The following is a 19,714-nucleotide window of genomic DNA, read 5'->3' as shown; positions in this document are numbered from 1 at the left end:
GGTTTAGGTTTGCTCAGGCCGTAGCGCTGCCCGCCGGCGGGGCTCAGCTGCGCCACCAGCTTGTCCTGGTTGGATTCGTAAAAGGGCACTTCCTGCTCAGCCATGAGTTTGTCGAGCAGGAAGTGCCCTTTTCATTTGCGCAGCTTCTTGGTGAGCATGCGCGTGTCCACGTCGTAGCTGCCGCAGATCATAGACTCAGCCAGCAAGTTTTTGCGGCTCTTGGCAGAGTGCCGGTGGCTGTGCTCTTCCCTGGTGAAGTTCAGCCACGATCAACTAGATGGCTTCCAGCCCGGGCAGATGGAGCAAATCAGCGGTGCGGCGCGCTACAGTTTTGACGCTGGCTACATCCGGGCCGGTGATGGTCAGGTGGCCCATCTTGCGGCCGGTGCGTGCCTGCACCTTGCCGTACAGATGCAGGTGCGTTCCTGGCAGGCGCAGCACGGCCTGCCAATCCGGTTCCCGCGGCTGGCCGTTGGCGTCAAACCACACGTCGCCTAGCAAGTTGAGCATAATAGCCGGAGAATGCTGACGTGGCTGCGGTAAAGGCAAGCCCGCCATGGCATGGACCTGCAGGTCAAACTGCGACACGTCGCAGGCGTTGAGGGTGTAGTGGCCGCTGTTGTGCGGGCGCGGAGCCATTTCGTTGACTACCAAGCCGCCATGCTCGCTGCCGTCGTCCACCACAAAGAACTCTACGCACAGCATCCCAACGTAACCGAGATGATGCGCAATGGCAACGGCCGCGTCGCAGGCCCTAGTTGCCAGAGCAGTCGGCATATTGCCTTCGTAAGCGTGGGTCACGGCCAGAATACCATCGACGTGCACGTTGCGCTGCGGGGCGAAGCTGACGACTTGCCCGTCCCAGCCGCGCGCCACCAGCACCGAACACTCAGCCGTAAGCGGCAGCATCTTTTCCAGTACGCAGGCAACGCCGCCCAACTCTGCCCAGGCGGCCGCCAGCTCCGCGGCGTTCTTTACGCGGACCTGGCCCTTGCCGTCGTAACCCAGGCGGGCAGTTTTCAGAATGCCGGGCAGCAAATCAGGCCGCTCGTCCTGCACGGCCTGTAGCTGGGCCTGGGTTTCAATCACCGCGTAGGGCGCGCAGGTAACTCCTGACACGTCGGCGCAAGCAGCGAAGTGCGCTTTTTCCTCGATGCGGTTTTGGGCAATGCCCACCACGGCCGCGCCCGGTGCCACAGGCCGGGCTTGCGCCAGCGTTTGCAGGGCCTGGGCGGGCACGTTTTCAAACTCGGTGGTAATGGCCTGGCAAAGGTCGGATAGCTGCGACAGGCCGGCCGGGTCGTTATAGTCGGTCTGAATGTGGTGGTGGCTCACCAAGCCGGCGGGGCTTTGCGCGTCGGGGTCCAGCACGGCGGTGAGATAACCTAGGCGCTGGGCAGCATGCACAAACATTCGGCCCAATTGGCCACCGCCCATCACTCCTAGGGTAGCCATCTGTCCGGCGGCGTTCACGCTACCGGGGAAAACAGGATTCATCGTCGCGACGTCAGTACTTGGGCTCATACGGGCAGCTCCATAGCGCGAGCGGCCTCGGTTTGTTCGGCGCGAAACGCCTGTAGCTTGGCCGCCAGGTCCGCATCGTGCAGGGCCAGCATGCTAACGGCGAACAGCGCCGCATTAGCCGCTCCGGCATCGCCGATGGCAAACGTGGCCACGGGCACCCCTTTGGGCATCTGCACAATGCTGTGCAACGAATCCACCCCTTGCAGATGACGGCTGGCTACCGGCACCCCCAGCACGGGCACCGTGGTTTTGGCAGCCATCATGCCCGGCAGGTGGGCAGCCCCACCCGCGCCGGCGATAATGGCCTGCAGGCCGCGCGGACCGGCTTGTTCGGCGTAGGCAAACAAGTCGTCGGGCATGCGGTGGGCCGATACCACACGCGCTTCATGAGCCACGCCAAAACGGGTAAGAATCTGCACGGCGTGCTGCATGGTGTTCCAGTCGCTGCTGGAGCCCATGACCACGCCCACTAGTGGCTTGTCCGAGGTAGAATCAGGATTGGAGGGGTTGGATGCGATATGGGTACTCATTTATGCGTAGAATCGGGGACTGGGTATCCCGGGGGTCACCTGGGAATAGATATCCGGTTGGACACCCTTTAGCCTGAAAACAAATTAAATACTGCTAAAGCGAAGCCTAGAATTATAGGGTGATCCCGGCTAATCCCGGCTTCGGCTCCACTTGCGCTTCGCGCTCCAGCAGGATTTCCGAACCCAAGATCACCATGTCGACCCGACCCTGCAGCGTTTGGTTGATAAAGGGCGTGTTCTGGGACTTGGACTTCATGAACTCTTTCGTGAACGTCGTCTCCGCCTCCGTATCAAACAAAAGGCAATCGGCTGCCTGACCAACTTCGATGGTGGGTACCGGCAGGCCCATCAGGCGGCGGGGTTCCGCCGAGTAGCGCTTCACTACTAGGTCCCAACCAAATTTCCCGGCCCGCACGAAGTAGTGATAGAGCGAAACCAGCGCCGTCTCCAGGCCGGTGATGCCATTGGGCGCGCTGATAAAATCCTGGGCTTTTTCAAACGGCGTATGCGGCGCGTGGTCCGTGGCGATGATGTCAAATACGCCTTCCTTGAGCCCTTCGAGCAGCGCGTCACAATCCTGCTGCGTGCGCAGCGGCGGGTTCATCTTGTAGTTCGTGTCGTAGTCGCCGATGTGCTCGTCGGTGAACAACAAGTGGTGCGGAGCCACTTCTGCGGTCACTTTCACGTCGCCGCGGGATTTCCACCAGCGGATGGTCTCCATGCCCATCTTGCTCGACACGTGTTGGATGTGAATGTGCGCGCCCGCGGCCCGCGCCAGGCGGATGTCGCGGTCGATGATAATTTCCTCGGCGCAGGCCGGCGAGCCTTTGATGCCGAGCCGGTAGCTCATCACGCCCTCGTTGAGCGCCCGCGGCCCGGCAAGTTCCGGCACCTCGCAGTGGCTGGCGAAAAACATTCCGAACTCCGTAGCGTACTGCATGGCCCGCAGCAGCACGGCCGGGTCGTTGGTGGTGTCGCCGTCGTCGGTCAGCATTTTCACCCCGTGCAGGCGCATGCCGTCGATTTCGGCCAGCTCCTTGCCCTCGCGGTTCTTGGTCACGCAGCCCGAGGTGTACACCGGAATGCGGGCCTTGCGCGCGGCACTGTCCAGCACGGTCGCCACTACCGCCGCCGAGTCGATGGCCGGGCGCGTGTTGGGCATCATCACCACGCCGGTAACGCCACCGTTGATGGCTGCTTCGCTGCCGGTGGTAATAGTCTCTTTGTTCTCAAAGCCCGGGGCGCGGAAATGAACGTGGGCATCAAACATGGCCGGCATCAGAATCCGGCCGCGCGCCTCGATAACCCGGGCCCCCTCGGGAACGGCTAGGTTGGTACCGATGGCCTGAATTTTTCCTTCGGCAATCAGGACATCGCCCTCGAGCAGCACGGGTGAATGTTCGGAGGCGATGCGGGCGTTTTGAAGGAGAAACATGGGTTGATGATTATTTCAATCCGGAAACCAAAATTGGGTGTTCCGGACGATTGGAGTTGTAAATAAACAATGGATTCCGCCGTCGCTTTGGGCGCGCACGGCATTGGGGTGCTAGCTCGCTGTTAGACAATCAAGTGCGAAAGCTCGGCAGCGGAACGCCCGAAAGTAGGTTCCGGTCTTGGTGCTTCCCCACCCGGCGTAAGCCAGTCGAGTACGGCCATACGCACGGCAATGCCGTTTTCAACCTGGTTATTGATCAGGCATCGCTCATAGTCCATTACGGCGTCGCACAGTTCAACTCCCCGGTTCACTGGGCCGGGGTGCATAAGGTAAAGCCCGCGCTGACGTATTTCCTCGAGCCGGGTGTTGGTAATGCCATAGAGGCGGTGGTATTCACGCAGGCTGGGGAAAAACTGCACGTCCTGGCGTTCCATCTGCACGCGGAGCAGGTACACAAAATCCGGCGCCCAGGCCATGGCCGCATCGTAGTCCGTGAAGCGGCGGATGGATGCCGGCCCATACTTGGGTACCAAGGAGCCCGGTCCGAGGTACGCGACTTGGACGCCCAGCTTTTGAAGCAGGGTGCTGGTGGAGCGGGCCACCCGGGAATGAAGAATATCCCCGATGATGAGGACTTTCTTGCCTGTGGGGTCGGGAAACTTCTCCTTGATGGTGAAAGCATCCAGCAGGGCTTGGGTGGGATGGGCGTGCGCCCCGTCGCCGGCGTTGATAACCGAAGCCTTGGTTTGGCGGGCAATCATGCCGGGCAGGCCCGACCGACCGTGGCGCACGACGATGTAATCGGTGCGCATGGCCTGTAATGTCTCAATCGTTTCGCGGACTGACTCTCCCTTGGTGATGGAGGATTGGGCGACATCGAAATTCGTCACCTCAGCGGAAAGGCGCTTGGCCGCGACTTCGAAGGAGGTGTGCGTTCGGGTGCTGGGCTCGTAGAAGAGCATGAGCACCGACTTGCCCTCGAGGGCGGGGACCTTTTTCACCGATTGGGTGAAGACTTCCTTAAAAGACGTGGATTGGTCGAGCAGGAACTCGATTTCCTCGCGGTGAAGGGATGCAATGTCGAGCAGGTCTTTACGTGCCATTCCGGAGTTAAGGAAAAGTTAGGTCTAGCTAAAACGCACAAGGTGAGATCCTATCTGGCGCTGCCCACGATGAAACAATGAGCTGCAGGTGCGGGCTGGGGCACTGGTGGCCGCAGCCACGATCAAGGACGAAGGTGTTGTTGGCCGGAAGAGAGTTAGGCTCAGCACTAGTGCCATGCATTGGCTGCGGGACGGCAGTCGTCCAACTCCATGGACATAAAAAAACCGTTTCGAAATCCGAAACGGTGGCGGGGCAACACCCAGAAAAAACGATGGAAATGCTGGAGGCAAAATCGGGAAAACCGATGGTGGCGAAGACCTTCTGGTCTACCCGCGGTTCCTTGCCGAGCAGGAGCCCGCGCTTCAGCAACAAGTCTTTTGGTTGCAGCACGGTGCAAAATTAAGGCATTGTCATCATCCGTAACACATCCGTAATATTATCTTTTTGTTCCCCTCGCCATTTATCCAACCGTTGAATTGTTGGTCACCACTCTCAGTTGGCGAAGAACTCATAAAAGCCTTGAAAGTTGGAAACTGCTTGCTCTCTGGCTTATTCAATTGAAGTTGCGATAGGATTATTTAGCTGTAATGGCTTGAATAGTGTTCTCCTTATTTGTCACCATGGATAGGTGTTTGATGGTGTTTTGCCTGCAGCTACCTACTTCTATGGTCGATCAAGTCCGATGAGCCCCGCGGTTACGTTTCAGGTGCTCTGGCTAAGCGAGCGGAGCCGCGGCTTACTCGCCGGGGTGGTAGGTGCGCTTGGCGAGGGCGAGCACATCCTCCCGGTAAAACCAGGCCTGCTTGAGCTGGTAGCCGGCGTAGAGCAGGGCCTGATCGAAATAATGCGGGGAGTTTGGGTCCGCGCTCTGGCCGAAGTTTACTACGGACTGCGCCCGCACCCGGGGCCCAAGCTCCACTACGGCTACGTAGGTGTTGCCGCCAACCCCGTACTGACGCTGCTGCCCTACTTCGGGCCGGGTAGCAAAAGCAAAAAGGGAGCCGGCCCCGCCGGTAAAGGCGCCTACTGGCAGGCTAGGTTTGTCGTCGGCAAACTTTTCCTGCGACCCGCTGCTATGAATGCGCTGCAGCCGGTTTACGTCCCCCCAGGCCACCCAAGGTGTGCCGTAGCGCTGGGTCAGGTCCTTCGTTCCGGCCCGCAGCAAGGCCAAGGCCACGCTGTCCGGCACCGGCAGGCTGGTTCCGTGGAGGTAGGGCGCAATGGCTGGGGCGAAGTAAGGCACGCTGGATGCAAAGCGCTGGTTTATGTGGCTGCTGTACTGCCGCCCCCAGGCATAGGCCAGGGTGGTAGCGCGGCTGCCCACGGCGGAACAGTAGTTCCACCGGCGCAGGGTATCCGCCACGGCTTGCAGCTCGCCGCGCAAGGCCGGCTGCCGGGTAGCTTCGCGCTCGTAGGCGGCCAGTACCTGGGGCAGCCAGGCCGCGTACATCGACAGGCGGGGGCTAAAGGCCAGCTGCCGCAGGCCGTCGGCCGTTAGCGGCCCCGTGGCTTCCAGCTGACGCAGGGCTTCGAGTGCGCGGAAAGTCTGCGGATCGTAGGCCAGGTAAGCGGGGTAACGGGCCGCCGCGGGGCTGGCCGCGCCGGCCGCTTGGTACGGGGTGGAGTTGCAGTTCTGCAGCCAGTTGGAGGCCGGGTTAAGCAGGTGCACGAGTTGACGCAGGCGGTGACGGCCGCGCCATTCAGTAGCGGACGTGCTGCCATCCACGGGATTCATCCAGTTGAAACGGGGGTCGCGCCGGGGCACGGCGTTGCCGTGCCAATAGGCAATGTTGCCCCGGGCATCGGCGTACATGGTGTTCGTAGGCAGCTGCCGCATCCGCAAGGCCGCCTGAAACTCACCCAGCGTGGCCGCTTTGCTCATCCGCCAGGCCTGCCAGGCGACTCCCCCGAAGTCCGGGGTTGCGTGCCGGATGGTTAACAGGGTGCGGCCGCGCTGGGCTATTACGGGTCCATGGTGGGTGCGGCGAAAGCGGAAGGCCCGCCGCTGCAGGCCCGTGGGCGTGCGGTAAGCCAGGGTATCCGTCCAGGTTACCGCGGTCCGGTAGCCGCGCCCGTAGCGGTAAAGGGTAGAGTCGCGGGGGTGATCAAAGTTTTCAAGGTAAACGTCGTCCCCGTCCGCGGCGGTGTTGGTGTGGGCCCAGGCCGTGGTAGCGGTAAAGCCGGACCAGATCCAGAACTGCCCCAGCATGGCAAAGCCCGATGCGTTCAGTCCCTGCTCGCTGACCAGGTGCGCTTCGTAGCGTTGGTTGTCGCCGAAGAACCCTACGTGCGGGTTGATGAGCAGCAGGCTGTGGCCCGAAGCTGATTTGGCGGGGGCCAACGCGACGGCATTGGAGCCGCTTTCCTGCTGCTGGGCCCAGCCCTCGGCGCCTTCCCCCGGGCCGCCGCTGCCGCCCAGGCCGAGGCGGCGCCGCTCGCCCGCGGTGATGCCGTGGGTGGTGCCGTCAGGTCCGGCATAAAGCAGCACGTGCCAGGGTTCGTAGCGGGTCAGCAGCCGGCGGGGTACCTGGGGGTGGGTGAGCAGGTAATAGTTTAGCCCGGCGGCCGCGGCTTCGCAGAGCTTTCGGAAGGGGGCAGAACCGCGCTGGTAGGCCCGGCGGGCCTGCTCGGCCGTTTGCCGCAGGGCCATGTTAGCGTCGCTGCCCAACTCCTTTTCTCCGTAAAGCTCGGCCATGCGGCCCAGCTTTTTGATGACGCTCTCCTCCACCTGCCAGTAGTTGTCCTCGCCCTGGGCGTAGAGTAAACCAAACACGGCGTCGGCATCCGTGCGGCCGTAGATGTGCGGCACGCCCCACTCGTCGCGAATGATGGTTACGGCCTGGGCCTGTTCGCGCCAGCGGGCGGTTTCAGCCGGGAAGCTGGATTGCGCGGCAACGGAAAAGGGCAATAGCAGCAGGTAGCAGAGCTTCATAGCGGGTCGGGCAAGCCGCGTATGCCGGGCGGCAAACCGAACCTTAAAATGCGGAGAAACACAACTATAAGCATTAATGCTATCAAATATTTTACGCGCCGGGAAGTACAGGCTCAGCGACGATAAGCAATGCTCTTCGGGAAGGCAATCACGTTTACCGCTCAGCTGAAAACAAAGTCCTACCTTATATGCCTTGCCGTAAGCCGATCAGCTGCTTGAGTTAGCCCCCAAATTTGGTTGCTGGGGGAATGCTGGCAGTCCCCTAAGTTGAAGAGCAAGCACCAGCCGTTTAACCGCGCGTCTCAACCATTTCCTTCACCAGCGGCCGATACACCATGAAAATTACTTTGCTGCTGCTGGGTTTATCGGCCATTACTGGAGTTGCCCGGGCCCAAACCAACTCCGCCCCGGTCCCACCGCTGGCGGAATACACGGGGACCTACGAATACCGGCCTGAGTACGGCACCTTGCAGCTACTGCCCAAGAACAACCAGCTCCTGGCCATCATCGACGAAGCCAAGTATCCTTTGCGCTGGATTCGTCGGGACGTTTTCCTGAATGCGTTGGGAGATACCATTCCGTTCCGGCGCGACGAGGCGGGCGAGCTGACCGGCTTTGTGGAAGGCTCGACGTTTTACCGCCGCCTGCGCAAAACAACCGCCCTTCCGGTAGCGGCCCTTTACGCCCGCAGGCAGGCCGACGGGCGCCCGGTACGCTACCGCTACCAGACTCCCGCCGCAGTTGGGGACGGCCTGCCCACCGGCACCCTGGCATCGGTAAATCTTCCACCCGCCCCCCTGCAGCGCATGGTGCAGGGCATTATCGACGAGCAGTACCCCGGTGTGCACAGCGTGCTGCTCTGGTACCGGGGCCGGCTGGTACTCGAAGAGTACTTCTACGGCTACGACCGGCAAACCCTGCAGCAGCTACGCTCGGCATCCAAAAGCTTTGTCTCAGCTTTAGTGGGCGCGGCCATTCAGCAGGGGCACATTCCAAGCGACACCGCCCGCGTACTGCCCTTTTTCCGGTATCCAACGTACGCGCATCCGGATATACGCAAGCAGGCGTGGACGTTCAGGGATTTTCTGACCATGCGCACGGGCCTGGACTGCAATGATGACGATGCGCGCTCGGCCGGCAACGAGGAAAAGATGTATCCGCAGGCAGACTGGGTTAAGTTTATCCTGGACCTGCCGTTAACCAGCAGTCCCGGCCAGCAGGGCTCCTACTGCTCGGGCGCGGTGGCTGTGCTCGGCAAGGCGGTGGAAAACGCCACCCGGCAGCCCCTGCCGGCTTTTGCGGAGGCGCAGCTGTTCCGCCCCCTCGGCATAGACAGCTACAAGTGGAACTACCGGCTCGACAACTCCAACCCGACCGTAGCCCAGCTTTACCTGGCCCCGCGGGACCTGCTTAAGTTTGGGGTGCTCTACCTGCAGGGTGGGCGTTGGGCAAACCAACAGGTGCTGCCCGCCCAGTGGGTGGAAAAGTCCCTGGCGCAGTACAGCCGGCTCGGCAGCAAGGCGTACGGCTATTTATGGTGGCACCAACGCTTTCAGCTTGCGGGTAAAGCAGTGGACACCTACCTGGCCACCGGGAACGGCGGGCAAAAGGTGTTCATCATTCCTGGCCTGGATGCGGTCGCGGTATTTACCGGAGGCAACTACAACTCAACCCGGGACACGCCCCCAAACGAGCTTATGCCCCGGTTTATCCTGCCGGCGCTGCTGGAATCCCGGGCTTCGGCAACGAACCCCAAATAAAGCCTTGGTTTGTAAGCCTGCGCCTGAGCTTGGTACATCCCCGCGAGGCTAAACTGCGCCCGGTGACGATCGGTACCAAATAACTGGGCTGCTAAAATCCTTGGGCAACGTTGGGCTGTCAGCCAGGAGTAGCTGCTTTAAGATGGACTGCCTGGGCCTGGTGCTGGGACGCGATTCCGTTCAGCGAGAAAAAGCGGGCATTCGGCCAGCTATTGTCAGCCCTGAGCTAAATTAGCTGCTATTCCCGGCGGTGGAGCTTACTTTTCTGTAAACCACACGCAGGTTGTTTGGCCGCCGCTCCACCCTGGGGCACGGCAGCTTACTCGTTACCGCTCCGCATATCCTCGTCCCGGGTTGGCACCTCTCCCGGTTATTCAGCTTCCCGCTCCCGATCTAACCTCGGCCGCTGGGCGGCACACGTTATCGCTCCCGCTGTTCCGGACCGCACGCTAGTGGCTTGCGTTGGGCAGCCATTGATTTGCTAACCTACTACCCATTACCATCATGGAACAGATCCTTCGCAACTCGTACGGAGAGGTCTACTTTGCGGGATGCTACCTGGCCACCGAGCACGTAGTCCGCAACGCGTGGACGGGCTACCAAACCCACAGCGGCATTATCTACGCCGCCGAAACTTCCCTGGACCTGCTGGCCCGTCACCACTGTCCCTTCCTGCTCAACGACAATTCCCTGGTTACCGGCACCTGGAACCATGCCGTAGAGTACTGCGCCCGCGACTGGGCCCCGCGGGCGGCGGCGGCCGGGCTTACCCACTTTGCCCACGTGCTGAGCCCGGAAGAACGCGCAGCCCAGTCCGGCATCAACCTGCTCGCCTGCCTGCAATCCTATTTTGAAGTGGCGGCATTCACTGGGCCGGCCGAGGCGCAGGCCTGGCTGCGTGAGCGCCGGGAGCAATCAACCATCCGGGCCGTGGCTTAAAGGCCAATTGAAAACGGCCCTTCATAACCGCAGGATTTGCCGGCAAGAACGAGGCTGTCCGGCAGAGTTTAAGCATACTTCTATATCATTACCATCGCAGCTTTCGCCTGGCCTACACCGACGCTGCACAGTTCCGCTTGAACTTTAAAAATTGGACCGTACCGCGGACCGCGCTTACCTTTGTACTCCTATTTGGGTGAACAATCAGTAATGCATCATAAGACGTTTACCGTTCCGCTTCCAAGCGAAGCGAACCCATTGCAGCGCGTTTATCTGCTGGAACAAGCAATTTTTATTCAAGGCGTACCCAGTCAGCACCAGCTAATTCTTCAGGGCACCTTGCCGCAGGAAGACAGGATTATCGGCCCCTGGCACGAAGTAGACTGCAACGTGCACGACTTCTGCCGCGCCCGGGCAATCCGCATTGTTTGGTAAGTAGGTTTGGAGCACAAAGCTGCGGGTTGGCTTGCACCATCACAAACTGGTTTACGGAGCTCCTGCGCGTTAATTGGGGAAGGAGACGTCGTACTTCTTTAAGCAGCATCAAGGGTTATGGTAGCGCCGTTAAAACAAAAAGAGGCGGCATCGGTGTAACTTCAGACTGCCGAAGGATGACGGGCACAGGCATCTTCGTTTGGATTTTTCTACCTGATCGCCTGCCGCCGATACCGCGGTCGCCATAAATTCAGTGGCCCTACCCCCCTATGCCGCAACCAACTCAGCCTATTACTTCATCCAACCCCTTCCAGCAGCTGCCCGCTGCCTACACGGCGCAACTGCTACGGGCCATAAGTGACCAGGGACGGCTGACGGCCCTGCGTGCTTATTCCGTGCTTGATACGGATCCGGAAGAAGCATTCGATAACCTGGCCCGGCTGGCGGCTTACGTCTGCCAAGCCCCGGTTACCCTGGTAACCCTGCTTGATGAGCAGCAGCAGTTCTTCAAGGCCACGCACGGCTACGAGCTGCCCGGCAGCCTGCCCATGGAAATGACCTTCTGCCAGCACCTGCTCCTGGCGTCGGATCTGATTGAAGTGGAAGATACCACCACGGACGCCCGCTTCCGGGACAACCCCTTCGTAGCCGAGCAGCCCCACGTGCGGTTTTACGCCAGCGCCCCGCTGGTCACGGCCGAAGGCCACACCATTGGTTCCATCTGCGCTTTTGACTTCAAGCCCCACCGGCTCAGCGAGGCGCAGCGCGACGGGCTGCGAGCCCTAGCCCACGAGGCCGTCCTCAACCTGGAGCTGCGGCGGGCCAAAGTTCAGCTTGAGCAGGAGCAGAAGCAGCTCGAAGAGCTTCTGCATCAGATCAACGAAGGCGGCGAAGCGGGTATAAGCGGGGGCGACCAGGAGCTGTTCCTCAAGCAGGACGGCCGGTTTGTGCGCGTTAATACCGCCGATGTCGTGTACCTCGAGGCCTTAGGCGACTACGTGCACATTCACGCCAACAGCCAGCGCTACACGGTCTACGCCACGCTTAAGAGCTTACTGGCGCGGTTGCCGGCCCGCGAGTTCGTGCAGGTTCACCGCAAATACATTGTGCGGCAAAGCTGCATCCACACCATAGCCGGCGACTTCCTTAGCCTCGCCGGCCCGCAACCCGTCAAAGTACCCATTGGACCTAGCCACCGCATTGCCCTGCTTAGCCGGCTGAATACCATTTAAGCGTACCCTGCAGGCCGGCAAAGGATACCTTAAAGGAAATTTTCGGGCCTATCCTGCAGAAGGTTAACCGGTTTTATTCCTACCCGCCGGATAAACCACCAAGCCCAGGTATCTTTGCCCCGCAGTCCCCCTGGTGGTGCAAGCGGACTGCACTCCCAACCGGCGGGGCAAGGAGATTGGTTGAAGTGAAACGCCACGCCGGTTGAATGCCGCAGCTTTCGGGCTGCGGCTTTTTTTATTCCTGGAAGTTACAGACTGGGACTTACTGTTAACCTAGCTGCTGAGCTTCAGGCAATTGGTCCGGAATGTGCTATTGGCAACGGGCCAACGCGTGAGCGCCGCTACGCTTACCGTTGAATGTTGACATTTCACTTTTCCTTTATGAAACCGCTTACCCTGCTCCTGCTCTCCGGATGCTTGCTCGTCCTTTCGCCGGATTCGGGCGCCCAACAAGTGCCCCAACCCGGCCGGGCCCCGCAGGGGCACCGCGCGCCCGGGGAAACCCACGCCCACCGCTCGCCCCACGGCGGCATCGTGCGCACAGCCGGAACCAACCACGCCTACCACGTGGAGCTGCTCGTGCAGCCTACGCAGGTGCAGGTATTTCTGCTGAACCGGGACATGGAACCCGTGCTGAGCGAGCGCACCAGCGGGTCGGTTGTCCTGCATACCCGAACGGGCAAATCCCTGCAGCTACCCCTGACGGCTACGGGCGGGGGCGGGTTCGCGGCCGCGCTACCGGCGGGTACCAGTATGCGCACGGCGGTCGTGTACTTGAAAACCAATGGCCGCTCCCTGAGCGCGCGCTACGAAAAGCTGGAGGTGCTAAAAGTGGGTGCCAACACCTTGGCTTACCACTGTCCCATGGCCTGCGCCGACAGTCCCAGTGCCAAGCCTGGCACCTGCCCCAAGTGCGGCATGAAGCTGGAAAAGCAGTCCTAGGCGCGACTGCCCTCTTTCTGCGGGCCTGCGGGTCGGACAGGTATTTGCGGTAGCGTTCCTATCGCTGGGGCTTTGGAAGGCCGTTACCGGGCCCGGAGCGCTGCCGGATAAAACATCGGGGGGCGTATTTGCCGCGGCTAGAACGCTCAGCGGTTCGGCAACGCTTTGTGCGGATTGGGCCGTTGGCGCCAAGTCAACGGGGATGCGGGCGGCGCGTTAAGTGGCCGCGCCTGGGGCATTGTCCGAGCGCGGCTGCTCGGCTAAAGGGGCCGCAGGCGGTCGAAAAGAAGGTTAATTTAAATTCGGGCTACGGGGCGAAGTAGCCGAGGGCAGGTGGGGTACTCACCTTAGCTGACCCGGGGGCTAAAGCAAGCCGGCAAGTAAAAAAAACCCCGGCCTATTGGGCTGGGGTTGCGGGCTAGGCAGCGTTTGCGTCGGGCACCTGAAACTCGGCAAGCTGATGGCGGCGAACCACCGCCTCGGCCACGGGTTTATCCGCGGGGTAAGCGTTGGGCAACCGGGCCAGCTCGGCCAGGCTAAGATCACCGTCGATGTAACGCTGCAGCTCCTCCAGTACGTGGATGGTTGGCAGCGCGCCCCCAAGCGCAGCTACGGCCAGGCCCCACTCGGCGTGGGATTGCCGCCGCTGCCGTGCCGCTAACTCCTCCATTGGCAAGTCCGACGGGAAAGGCCGGAACTTGGGCAAAGTACGTTGTGGCATGAGACTAACGGGGTTTATAAAGAAAACAAGCGCCTACAACTGCGGGCGCTCAGGTTTTTAACGGCGTATAATCCAGGGAAGTTACAGCCGAGCACGCAGATTTTGGCCCGCACTTCTTTAGCTTACCAGCTGACCAGCAAGCGCTTAACGGCGGTTGGCGAAACAACCAGCGAAGCCTGCGTTTCCACCCGCACCCGCAGGGCCTCGGCCGGCTTGTAGCGCCGGGCCAGCCCGGTAATTACCCCCAGATCGAAGGCGGCCGGAAAAGGAGTCAGGCACTCCACCAGCAGGCGGTGGGGAGACTGGGATTCGGTACGGTAGTAGCCGTAGCCACCCCGTACCCGTTCGCCGTAGGTGCGATTCAGCTGCTTGACGGCTTCCGCCAGACTAATCGCGCTGGTGGGCCAGCATTTTTGCTCCAACACCCGCAAGCCCACCGAGTAAACCGTTTGCTCGCCGCCGCTTCCCGATAGCTCCTCCAGCAGGTTTAGCCAGGCACTCAGGGGCACCCATTGCCCGGGCAATACTTTCTCGGGCAGGTTATGCCGGCGCAGCAGCACCCCAGCTTGTTGAGAAACCGGCATAACTGCCTGCACTAACTGTACGCACTCCGAGCTAAGCTCCGCGTTTAAGTCGTAAGAGCCGGCAGTACTAATGGCTTGGGGGTTAGACTTAGGCATAAAGACAAGCGAATAGTTAAGGATAGCGGCGGCTCAAGATATAATTTTTCCGGCGCCATTGTCTTTCGTCGGTATACGGCCTCCCGTTTGGTATCCAACTCTGCCGAAGCGAGGGAGTTAAGCCTAAGGGTGCAACACAATCCAGCCGCCCAACAGCAGCCAAGCCAGCAGACTCACCATGGTGACTACCAGAGGCTGCGCCCACCACGGATACAGTGCCAGCCAGTTATCCACCTGAATTAGCCACCGGTTCATCATTGGGGATAGATTAACGTAAGCTATAAGTAGATTCGGCCGTCGTGGCGAACAGGAAATTTGCCTCGAAGCACTAACAACCATAAAAGCATAGGGCAGGTTTAGCCGCTGACCCGAGCTGCCTGCTTTACGTGAGCAGATACGGCAGGGGCTATTTCACTCTTGTAAAATTTATCCAAGTATATAAACGAGTAATAATATAACTATATACGCTCGATAGTACTTTGGTAACACAAGCATAACACTAAACAGGTCAGTTCATGGAGTGGCGGTAAGGAGATTTGCGCGAGCATATTTCTCTCCTTACCCAACCACATGCAACACCTTTACTTTTCGGCGCGGCGACTGCTGGTGCTGGCCTGGTTTGGCTTGGCTGGCGGAGCAGCCCAGGCCCAAAACGCGGTGGAATCCTTTGAGTCCGGCACCAAAGCCGACTACCAATCGGGAGCCGTTACCCTAAGCACCGGCAGCTGGACTTTTGAGGATGCCCTGATTGGCACCAGCAGCGAAGACCACAAAAGCGGCGCGCAGGCCGCCCGCCTGCAGAACCGCGGGAAGTTGACCATGGACTTCTACCTGTCTGCCGGGGCCAGCACCGTGACCGTGCAGCACGCGGCCTACGGGCAGGATGCCAGCAGCGGCTTCGAGCTTTATTACCAGTCCCAGGCATGCAACTGCAACACCTGGATCAAGGCCGGCGGCACCGTGATCAGCTCCTCGGCCACGCCGGCCCAGGCAAGTTTTGCCGTGAACGTACCGGGTCCGGTACGCTTTGAGCTGCGCAAGGTATCGGGCAGCGCTTACCGCCTCAACCTCGACGAGTTTACGGTAGCGCCCTACAACGCCGCGCCGGTACTGCCGGTGGCGGGGGACGACGACCACCTGACCATGGGCAACCCCTCGGGCGCGGTCGCCGACGTCAGTCAGCCGACCAACTACCTGATGCAGAAACTCCAGTTTGCGCTCTCTTACCACCGCGATAAGGGCACGCCCAACTGGGTTTCCTGGTACCTGGCCCCGAAGTGGCTGGGATCAACCAGGCGCCAGGACGACTTCCGCGCCGACCCGGCCCTGCCCGCCGGCTGGTACCAGGTGAGCACCACCAGCTACTCCGGCTCGGGCTTTGACCGCGGACACAACTGCCCTTCCGCCGACCGCACCAGCTCGGTGGCGGACAACTCGGCTACTTTCCTGATGACCAACATGATTCCGCAGTCGCCCTCCAACAACCAGCAAACCTGGGCGGCACTGGAAAACTACTCGCGCACCCTGGTTGACGCGGGCAATGAGCTTTACGTCATCATGGGTCAGTATGGCGTTGGCGGCGAGGGCGTGATCCGCAGCACCGGCCAGCCTGACCGCCCGGTCTCGGCTACGACCATCGACAACGGGCGAGTTACTGTTCCCGCCCGCGTCTGGAAGGTTATCGTGGTCCTGCCCACGGGCACCGGCGACGTATCGCGGGTAAACGCCGGTACCCGCATCATTGCCATTGACACGCCCAACCAGAACGGCATGACCACTAACTGGGGGCAGTACCGCACTTCCGTGGATGCGATCGAGGCCGCCACCGGCCTGGATTTGCTTTCGGCTCTGCCCGTGAGCGTGCAGCAACTCGTGGAATCCAAAGTTGATAACGGCCCGACGCAATGATCACGAATCAATCTTCTCCGCGGGCAGGTTACTTGCTTGCGCTTAAGCTCACCCTGAGCCTGCTTGTTTGCCTCGTATGCATTAGCCTGGTGCGGGCCCAAACGCCAAACTTCCCCGAGGGCTTTGAAGCGGGCAGCAAAACGGGCTATGCGGCCGGTAACGTCACCCTGGGCTCGGGGTCCTGGAACCTGAACGACGCGCTGATCGGTACCAGCACCAGCGATGCCAAAGTGGGCACCAAATCCGTGCGGATTCGTAATACGGGCATCCTTGCCATGAACTTTGACGTGAGCACGGGTGCCAGCACGGTTAGCGTGTCTCATGCCGTCTACACTTCCTATTCTTCCACCAACGTAGCCACGCTGGATGCCCCCTCGAGCTGGGAATTGGTGATGTCGACGGATAACGGCGCCAGCTTCACCCGCGTAGGCAGCTCCATAACGACCTCCTTGGGCACGCTGGAAACCGCGACTTTTACCGTCAACCAAAGCGGCAACGTGCGCTTTCAGGTGCGGAAGCTCAGCGGCGGAACTGCCCGCCTGAACATCGACCAGTTTGACATCAAGCCCTTCGGCGCGTCTTCCTTTACCACCGGCGCGGTAGCCGGTAGCCCCTTGTGCCTTTCGCCCGGAACCGGCGCTACCATTTCCGTTCCCTACTCGGCGCCGGCGGAACTAAGCAACTCATTTGCCGTCCAGCTCTCCGACGGGCAGGGCGGCTTCCCCAGCGACCTAAGCCTGAATCTGATCGGTGCGGGCAGTGCCTCCCCCCTCGCCGCGGTCATTCCGGCGGAAACCCCGGCCGGCAGCAACTACCGGGTCCGGGTTGTGCACCCGGGCTCGGCAACGGCCGCCACGCAAAGCTCATCCTTGCTGGTCCTTAACACCCCGCCGGCTACCAACTCGGTAAGCCTTAACTCAACCGCTGAGCAGACGCTTACGACTACCGGCACCGGTGTCGCGTTAACGGCCACCGCCGGGGCGGCTTCCTCGTTTGCCTGGTATTTCGGCCCGAGCGAAAACGGTTTGTTCAGCTCCGCGGTGAGCGGCGCGAATTCCGCCGCCTACACCCCGCGGGGCACGGACTTTCCCGGGGCCGGCACCTATTACCTCGTCGCGCGGGCAACCAGCTCCTGCGGTAGTGTAATTGGCACCAGCTCCCCGGTAAAGGTTACCATCACTGCCCCGGTGGCCACCCTGGACATCACGCCGCTGACCGTGCCCGACTTCGGTCGCGTGTTTATCGGTTCCGCTTCGGCCTCCTCGCCCGTCTCGGTTACCGGCAGCAATCTCACGTCGGAGATCACCATTACCCCCGCCCCGGGCTTTGAGATCCGCACCGGCACGAATGCCTTCGCCTGCTGCGCCATCGTCCTCGCGCCCAACGGAGGCGCCGTGAACAGCACCATTGACGTGCGCTTTGTCCCTACAATGGTTCAGGGCTACTCGGCCCAGCTGACCATCAATACCGCTGATAAACCCGCCCAGCCCCCCGTCAACGTTTCCGGCAGCGGCGCAGCGCCCGTCTACCCGGCTGCTGTAAGCAGCGCCCCGGTTTCGAACATCACCCCGAACGGGGCCACAACCGGCGGAACGGTGCTGGAAGACGGAAATACCCTTGTAACTGCCCGCGGAGTCGTATACTCCCTTACGCCCGCACCAACCATCAACGACGACTTCACCCAGGACGGCAGCGGTCTGGGTGCCTTTGCCAGCACGCTGAGCGGCCTGCTGCCCAATACCCGCTATTACGTGCGCGCCTACGCCACGAACGAGGTAGGCACCGTCTACGGGGAAGAGCACAGCTTTACCTCCTTGCCGGCCGCCCTGGCCGCCGAGCCAACCGAGTCGGCTATTCTTACCGCTACGACCGTTAACCCCACCACGGTGACGCTGAGCATCAGCGGGGGTACCGGGGCGAAGAAGCTGCTGACGGTAACCCAGGGGCCGGCCGAAACCGGAGCCCCGGTTGACGCGATCACCTACTCCGCCAACCTGCGCTTCGGCCAGGGTGATCAGATTCCTACCGGCAATTACGTGGTGCTGGCGGGGAGCGCCTCGACGCTGACGGTCACGGGCTTACTGCCCGAGACGGAATATACCTTCGCCGTCTATGACTACAACGACGACAACACTACCGGGGCCGAAAACTACCGGCAAGCCGCCCCGGGGACACTGACCCTGTCCACTCCTCCCCAGCCCACCCAGCTGCTGTTAGCGGAGGACTTTGATTACCCCGCCGGGGAGTTGCTTACGGCCCACGGTTGGACGGCACACAGCGGCGGCACCACGGCCGCCATCCAGGTCAGCAGCCAGGGCCTCTCCTACGGCGGCTACGGCCCACGCGCCGGCCGGGGCGCTGCCCTGACGGCCAACGGCCAGGACGTGCACCGCACCTTTGCCCCGCAGCCGCCGGGCACCGCGATGTACGCCTCCCTGCTGGTTAATGTAAGCTCAGCCACCGCCGGTGGCGACTACTTCTTCCACCTGGCACCGGATCCGCTGGACAACACCTTCCGCGCCCGCCTGTTCGTGCGCGCGGCGGCGACGGCCGGCAAAGTGCAGTTCGGGGTGTCCGGCAGCACGAGCACGGCCTCGGCCTGGACAAGCACCGAGTACGACGCCAATACCACTTACCTGCTGGTGCTTAAGTACGTGTTCGGCCCGAGCGGCACCGAAACCCGGCTGTACGTAAACCCGGGGCTGGTGGAGCCGGCCACGGCGGACTTAAGCAAAGTGGAAGATGCCTCTTCCGCTCCGGCCAGCATCGGCGCGGTAGCCCTGCGCCAGGGCTCGGCGCAGGTGCTTACGGCTGACGGCATCCGCGTGGCTTCGGCCTACGCCCTGGCCCGCCCGACGGGCAGTCCGCTGCCGGTGGTACTGACCCGCTTTGAGGCCGCGCTCGGCGGGGGTAACCGCGCCGTGTTGGGTTGGATTACCGCCCAGGAGCGCAACAGCCAGAGCTTTGCCGTTGAGCGCTCCACCGATGGCCGCAGCTTCACCGAAGCCGGCCGGGTGGCCGCCGCCGGCCAGAGCACCATACTTCGCCATTATGAGTGGGTTGACCCGCAGCCCCTGGCGGGCCTGACGTACTACCGCCTGCGCCAGCTTGACCAGGATGGCAAAGCCGAGCTGAGTCCGGTGCGCACGGTAAGCCCCCTGGGTGTGGTAACCCGGACGCTGCGGGTATTCCCCAACCCCACCAACGGCGCCCAGGCCACGCTGCAGCTGCGGGGCTACCAGGGCCAGTCCCTTACCGTGCAGGTGCGCAACGTCTTGGGTCAGGTAGTTTGGACCCGGTCGCTGACGCCCGCTACGGCAGAGGCCGAGCTGCCGCTGCCGCTACCCACGGCCTTGCCCGCGGGCGCCTACGGGGTAAGCGTACAGGCCGGGGGGCAAACCCAGCACACCCGCCTGCTGCTGACCCGCTAGCCGGATCACCCCCAAGCAAGCCCCGCGGACGCTGATCCGTGGGGCTTGCTTTTTTTAGGCTGCCAAGCGTGAAGAAAGGATAACCCGCGCATCATCAGCAAGTAACACTGGGTTCGGAATTTCGGATAAGCCTACTTGTTC

General features: G+C 61.5%; 15 protein-coding genes. 7 read left to right on the top strand and 8 right to left on the bottom strand.

Translation table 11 applies throughout. The annotated features are described in order from the left end of the window. Positions 1–273 precede the first annotated feature (273 nt). The 5 genes from ASU33_RS04350 to ASU33_RS04330 form a co-directional block, all read right to left on the bottom strand. Positions 274–1,497 carry a 5-(carboxyamino)imidazole ribonucleotide synthase gene (locus ASU33_RS04350; protein ID WP_059068590.1) on the bottom strand — a complete coding sequence of 408 codons (1,224 nt, stop codon included), beginning with the start codon at positions 1,495–1,497 and terminating at the stop codon, positions 274–276. Positions 1,498–1,520: 23 nt separating this feature from the next. Beyond that, entirely contained in the window at positions 1,521–2,054 is a 534-nt protein-coding gene (gene purE / locus ASU33_RS04345) for a 5-(carboxyamino)imidazole ribonucleotide mutase (protein ID WP_059068588.1), read from the bottom strand. A 112-nt stretch (positions 2,055–2,166) separates the two neighbouring features. Then, positions 2,167–3,489 (bottom strand): dihydroorotase, encoded by a 1,323-nt coding sequence (locus ASU33_RS04340; RefSeq protein ID WP_059068585.1) that lies wholly within the window; start codon positions 3,487–3,489, stop codon positions 2,167–2,169. A 122-nt stretch (positions 3,490–3,611) separates the two neighbouring features. Further along, positions 3,612–4,592 carry an aspartate carbamoyltransferase catalytic subunit gene (locus tag ASU33_RS04335; protein ID WP_059068581.1) on the bottom strand — a complete coding sequence of 327 codons (981 nt, stop codon included), beginning with the start codon at positions 4,590–4,592 and terminating at the stop codon, positions 3,612–3,614. A 737-nt stretch (positions 4,593–5,329) separates the two neighbouring features. After that, positions 5,330–7,525 (bottom strand): penicillin acylase family protein, encoded by a 2,196-nt coding sequence (locus tag ASU33_RS04330; protein ID WP_059068579.1) that lies wholly within the window; start codon positions 7,523–7,525, stop codon positions 5,330–5,332. A gap of 335 nt (positions 7,526–7,860) precedes the next feature. Between ASU33_RS04330 and ASU33_RS04325 the strand changes: the two genes are divergently transcribed. The 5 genes from ASU33_RS04325 (at position 7,861) to ASU33_RS04310 (ending at position 12,833) form a co-directional block, all read left to right on the top strand. After that, positions 7,861–9,285, top strand: a complete 1,425-nt coding sequence (locus tag ASU33_RS04325; protein ID WP_059068576.1) for a serine hydrolase domain-containing protein — start codon at positions 7,861–7,863, stop codon at positions 9,283–9,285. A 504-nt stretch (positions 9,286–9,789) separates the two neighbouring features. Next, positions 9,790–10,224 (top strand): hypothetical protein, encoded by a 435-nt coding sequence (locus ASU33_RS04320; protein WP_059068575.1) that lies wholly within the window; start codon positions 9,790–9,792, stop codon positions 10,222–10,224. 180 nt (positions 10,225–10,404) lie between these two features. Continuing rightward, positions 10,405–10,659, top strand: coding sequence for a hypothetical protein (locus ASU33_RS21165; protein WP_149867043.1), 255 nt, complete (start codon positions 10,405–10,407; stop codon positions 10,657–10,659). 269 nt (positions 10,660–10,928) lie between these two features. Then, on the top strand, positions 10,929–11,891 hold the full coding sequence (locus tag ASU33_RS04315) for a GAF domain-containing DNA-binding protein (protein ID WP_059068573.1): 963 nt from the start codon (positions 10,929–10,931) through the stop codon (positions 11,889–11,891). A 381-nt stretch (positions 11,892–12,272) separates the two neighbouring features. Next, positions 12,273–12,833, top strand: a complete 561-nt coding sequence (locus ASU33_RS04310; RefSeq protein ID WP_059068572.1) for a heavy metal-binding domain-containing protein — start codon at positions 12,273–12,275, stop codon at positions 12,831–12,833. Between the two features lie 418 nt (positions 12,834–13,251). Here ASU33_RS04310 and ASU33_RS04305 read toward each other — a convergent pair whose 3' ends face one another. The 3 genes from ASU33_RS04305 to ASU33_RS21760 all read right to left on the bottom strand — a co-directional run bounded on the left by ASU33_RS04305 (position 13,252) and on the right by ASU33_RS21760 (position 14,489). Then, positions 13,252–13,554 (bottom strand): hypothetical protein, encoded by a 303-nt coding sequence (locus ASU33_RS04305; RefSeq protein ID WP_149867042.1) that lies wholly within the window; start codon positions 13,552–13,554, stop codon positions 13,252–13,254. A 122-nt stretch (positions 13,555–13,676) separates the two neighbouring features. After that, positions 13,677–14,234, bottom strand: a complete 558-nt coding sequence (locus ASU33_RS04300) for a hypothetical protein (RefSeq protein ID WP_059068568.1) — start codon at positions 14,232–14,234, stop codon at positions 13,677–13,679. 123 nt (positions 14,235–14,357) lie between these two features. Further along, positions 14,358–14,489, bottom strand: a complete 132-nt coding sequence (locus tag ASU33_RS21760) for a hypothetical protein (protein ID WP_286130409.1) — start codon at positions 14,487–14,489, stop codon at positions 14,358–14,360. A 315-nt stretch (positions 14,490–14,804) separates the two neighbouring features. Between ASU33_RS21760 and ASU33_RS21755 the strand changes: the two genes are divergently transcribed. Both ASU33_RS21755 and ASU33_RS04290 read left to right on the top strand, forming a co-directional pair. Continuing rightward, positions 14,805–16,142: a DNA/RNA non-specific endonuclease gene (locus ASU33_RS21755; RefSeq protein ID WP_059068566.1), complete on the top strand. Its 1,338-nt coding sequence runs from the start codon at positions 14,805–14,807 to the stop codon at positions 16,140–16,142. Continuing rightward, positions 16,139–19,573 carry a T9SS type A sorting domain-containing protein gene (locus ASU33_RS04290; RefSeq protein ID WP_149867041.1) on the top strand — a complete coding sequence of 1,145 codons (3,435 nt, stop codon included), beginning with the start codon at positions 16,139–16,141 and terminating at the stop codon, positions 19,571–19,573. The genes ASU33_RS21755 and ASU33_RS04290 overlap by 4 nt, the downstream gene beginning before the upstream one ends. The last annotated feature ends 141 nt before the right edge of the window (positions 19,574–19,714 follow it).

The organism is Solirubrum puertoriconensis, from assembly GCF_001483135.1.
Classification (GTDB): Bacteria; Bacteroidota; Bacteroidia; order Cytophagales; family Hymenobacteraceae; genus Solirubrum; species Solirubrum puertoriconensis.
This window is presented reverse-complemented; position numbering and strand designations above follow the sequence as displayed.

Excerpts from the sequence above, each read along its gene's own strand:
- ASU33_RS21760 (WP_286130409.1), bottom strand. The coding sequence starts at position 14,489 with ATGAACCGGTGGCTAATTCAGGTGGATAACTGGCTGGCACTGTATCCG.
- purE (WP_059068588.1), bottom strand. The coding sequence starts at position 2,054 with ATGAGTACCCATATCGCATCCAACCCCTCCAATCCTGATTCTACCTCG.
- ASU33_RS04315 (WP_059068573.1), top strand. The coding sequence starts at position 10,929 with ATGCCGCAACCAACTCAGCCTATTACTTCATCCAACCCCTTCCAGCAG.
- ASU33_RS04305 (WP_149867042.1), bottom strand. The coding sequence starts at position 13,554 with ATGCCACAACGTACTTTGCCCAAGTTCCGGCCTTTCCCGTCGGACTTG.
- ASU33_RS04310 (WP_059068572.1), top strand. The coding sequence starts at position 12,273 with ATGAAACCGCTTACCCTGCTCCTGCTCTCCGGATGCTTGCTCGTCCTT.
- ASU33_RS04335 (WP_059068581.1), bottom strand. The coding sequence starts at position 4,592 with ATGGCACGTAAAGACCTGCTCGACATTGCATCCCTTCACCGCGAGGAA.
- ASU33_RS21755 (WP_059068566.1), top strand. The coding sequence starts at position 14,805 with ATGCAACACCTTTACTTTTCGGCGCGGCGACTGCTGGTGCTGGCCTGG.
- ASU33_RS04340 (WP_059068585.1), bottom strand. The coding sequence starts at position 3,489 with ATGTTTCTCCTTCAAAACGCCCGCATCGCCTCCGAACATTCACCCGTG.
- ASU33_RS04300 (WP_059068568.1), bottom strand. The coding sequence starts at position 14,234 with ATGCCTAAGTCTAACCCCCAAGCCATTAGTACTGCCGGCTCTTACGAC.
- ASU33_RS04330 (WP_059068579.1), bottom strand. The coding sequence starts at position 7,525 with ATGAAGCTCTGCTACCTGCTGCTATTGCCCTTTTCCGTTGCCGCGCAA.
- ASU33_RS04290 (WP_149867041.1), top strand. The coding sequence starts at position 16,139 with ATGATCACGAATCAATCTTCTCCGCGGGCAGGTTACTTGCTTGCGCTT.
- ASU33_RS04325 (WP_059068576.1), top strand. The coding sequence starts at position 7,861 with ATGAAAATTACTTTGCTGCTGCTGGGTTTATCGGCCATTACTGGAGTT.
- ASU33_RS04320 (WP_059068575.1), top strand. The coding sequence starts at position 9,790 with ATGGAACAGATCCTTCGCAACTCGTACGGAGAGGTCTACTTTGCGGGA.
- ASU33_RS04350 (WP_059068590.1), bottom strand. The coding sequence starts at position 1,497 with ATGAATCCTGTTTTCCCCGGTAGCGTGAACGCCGCCGGACAGATGGCT.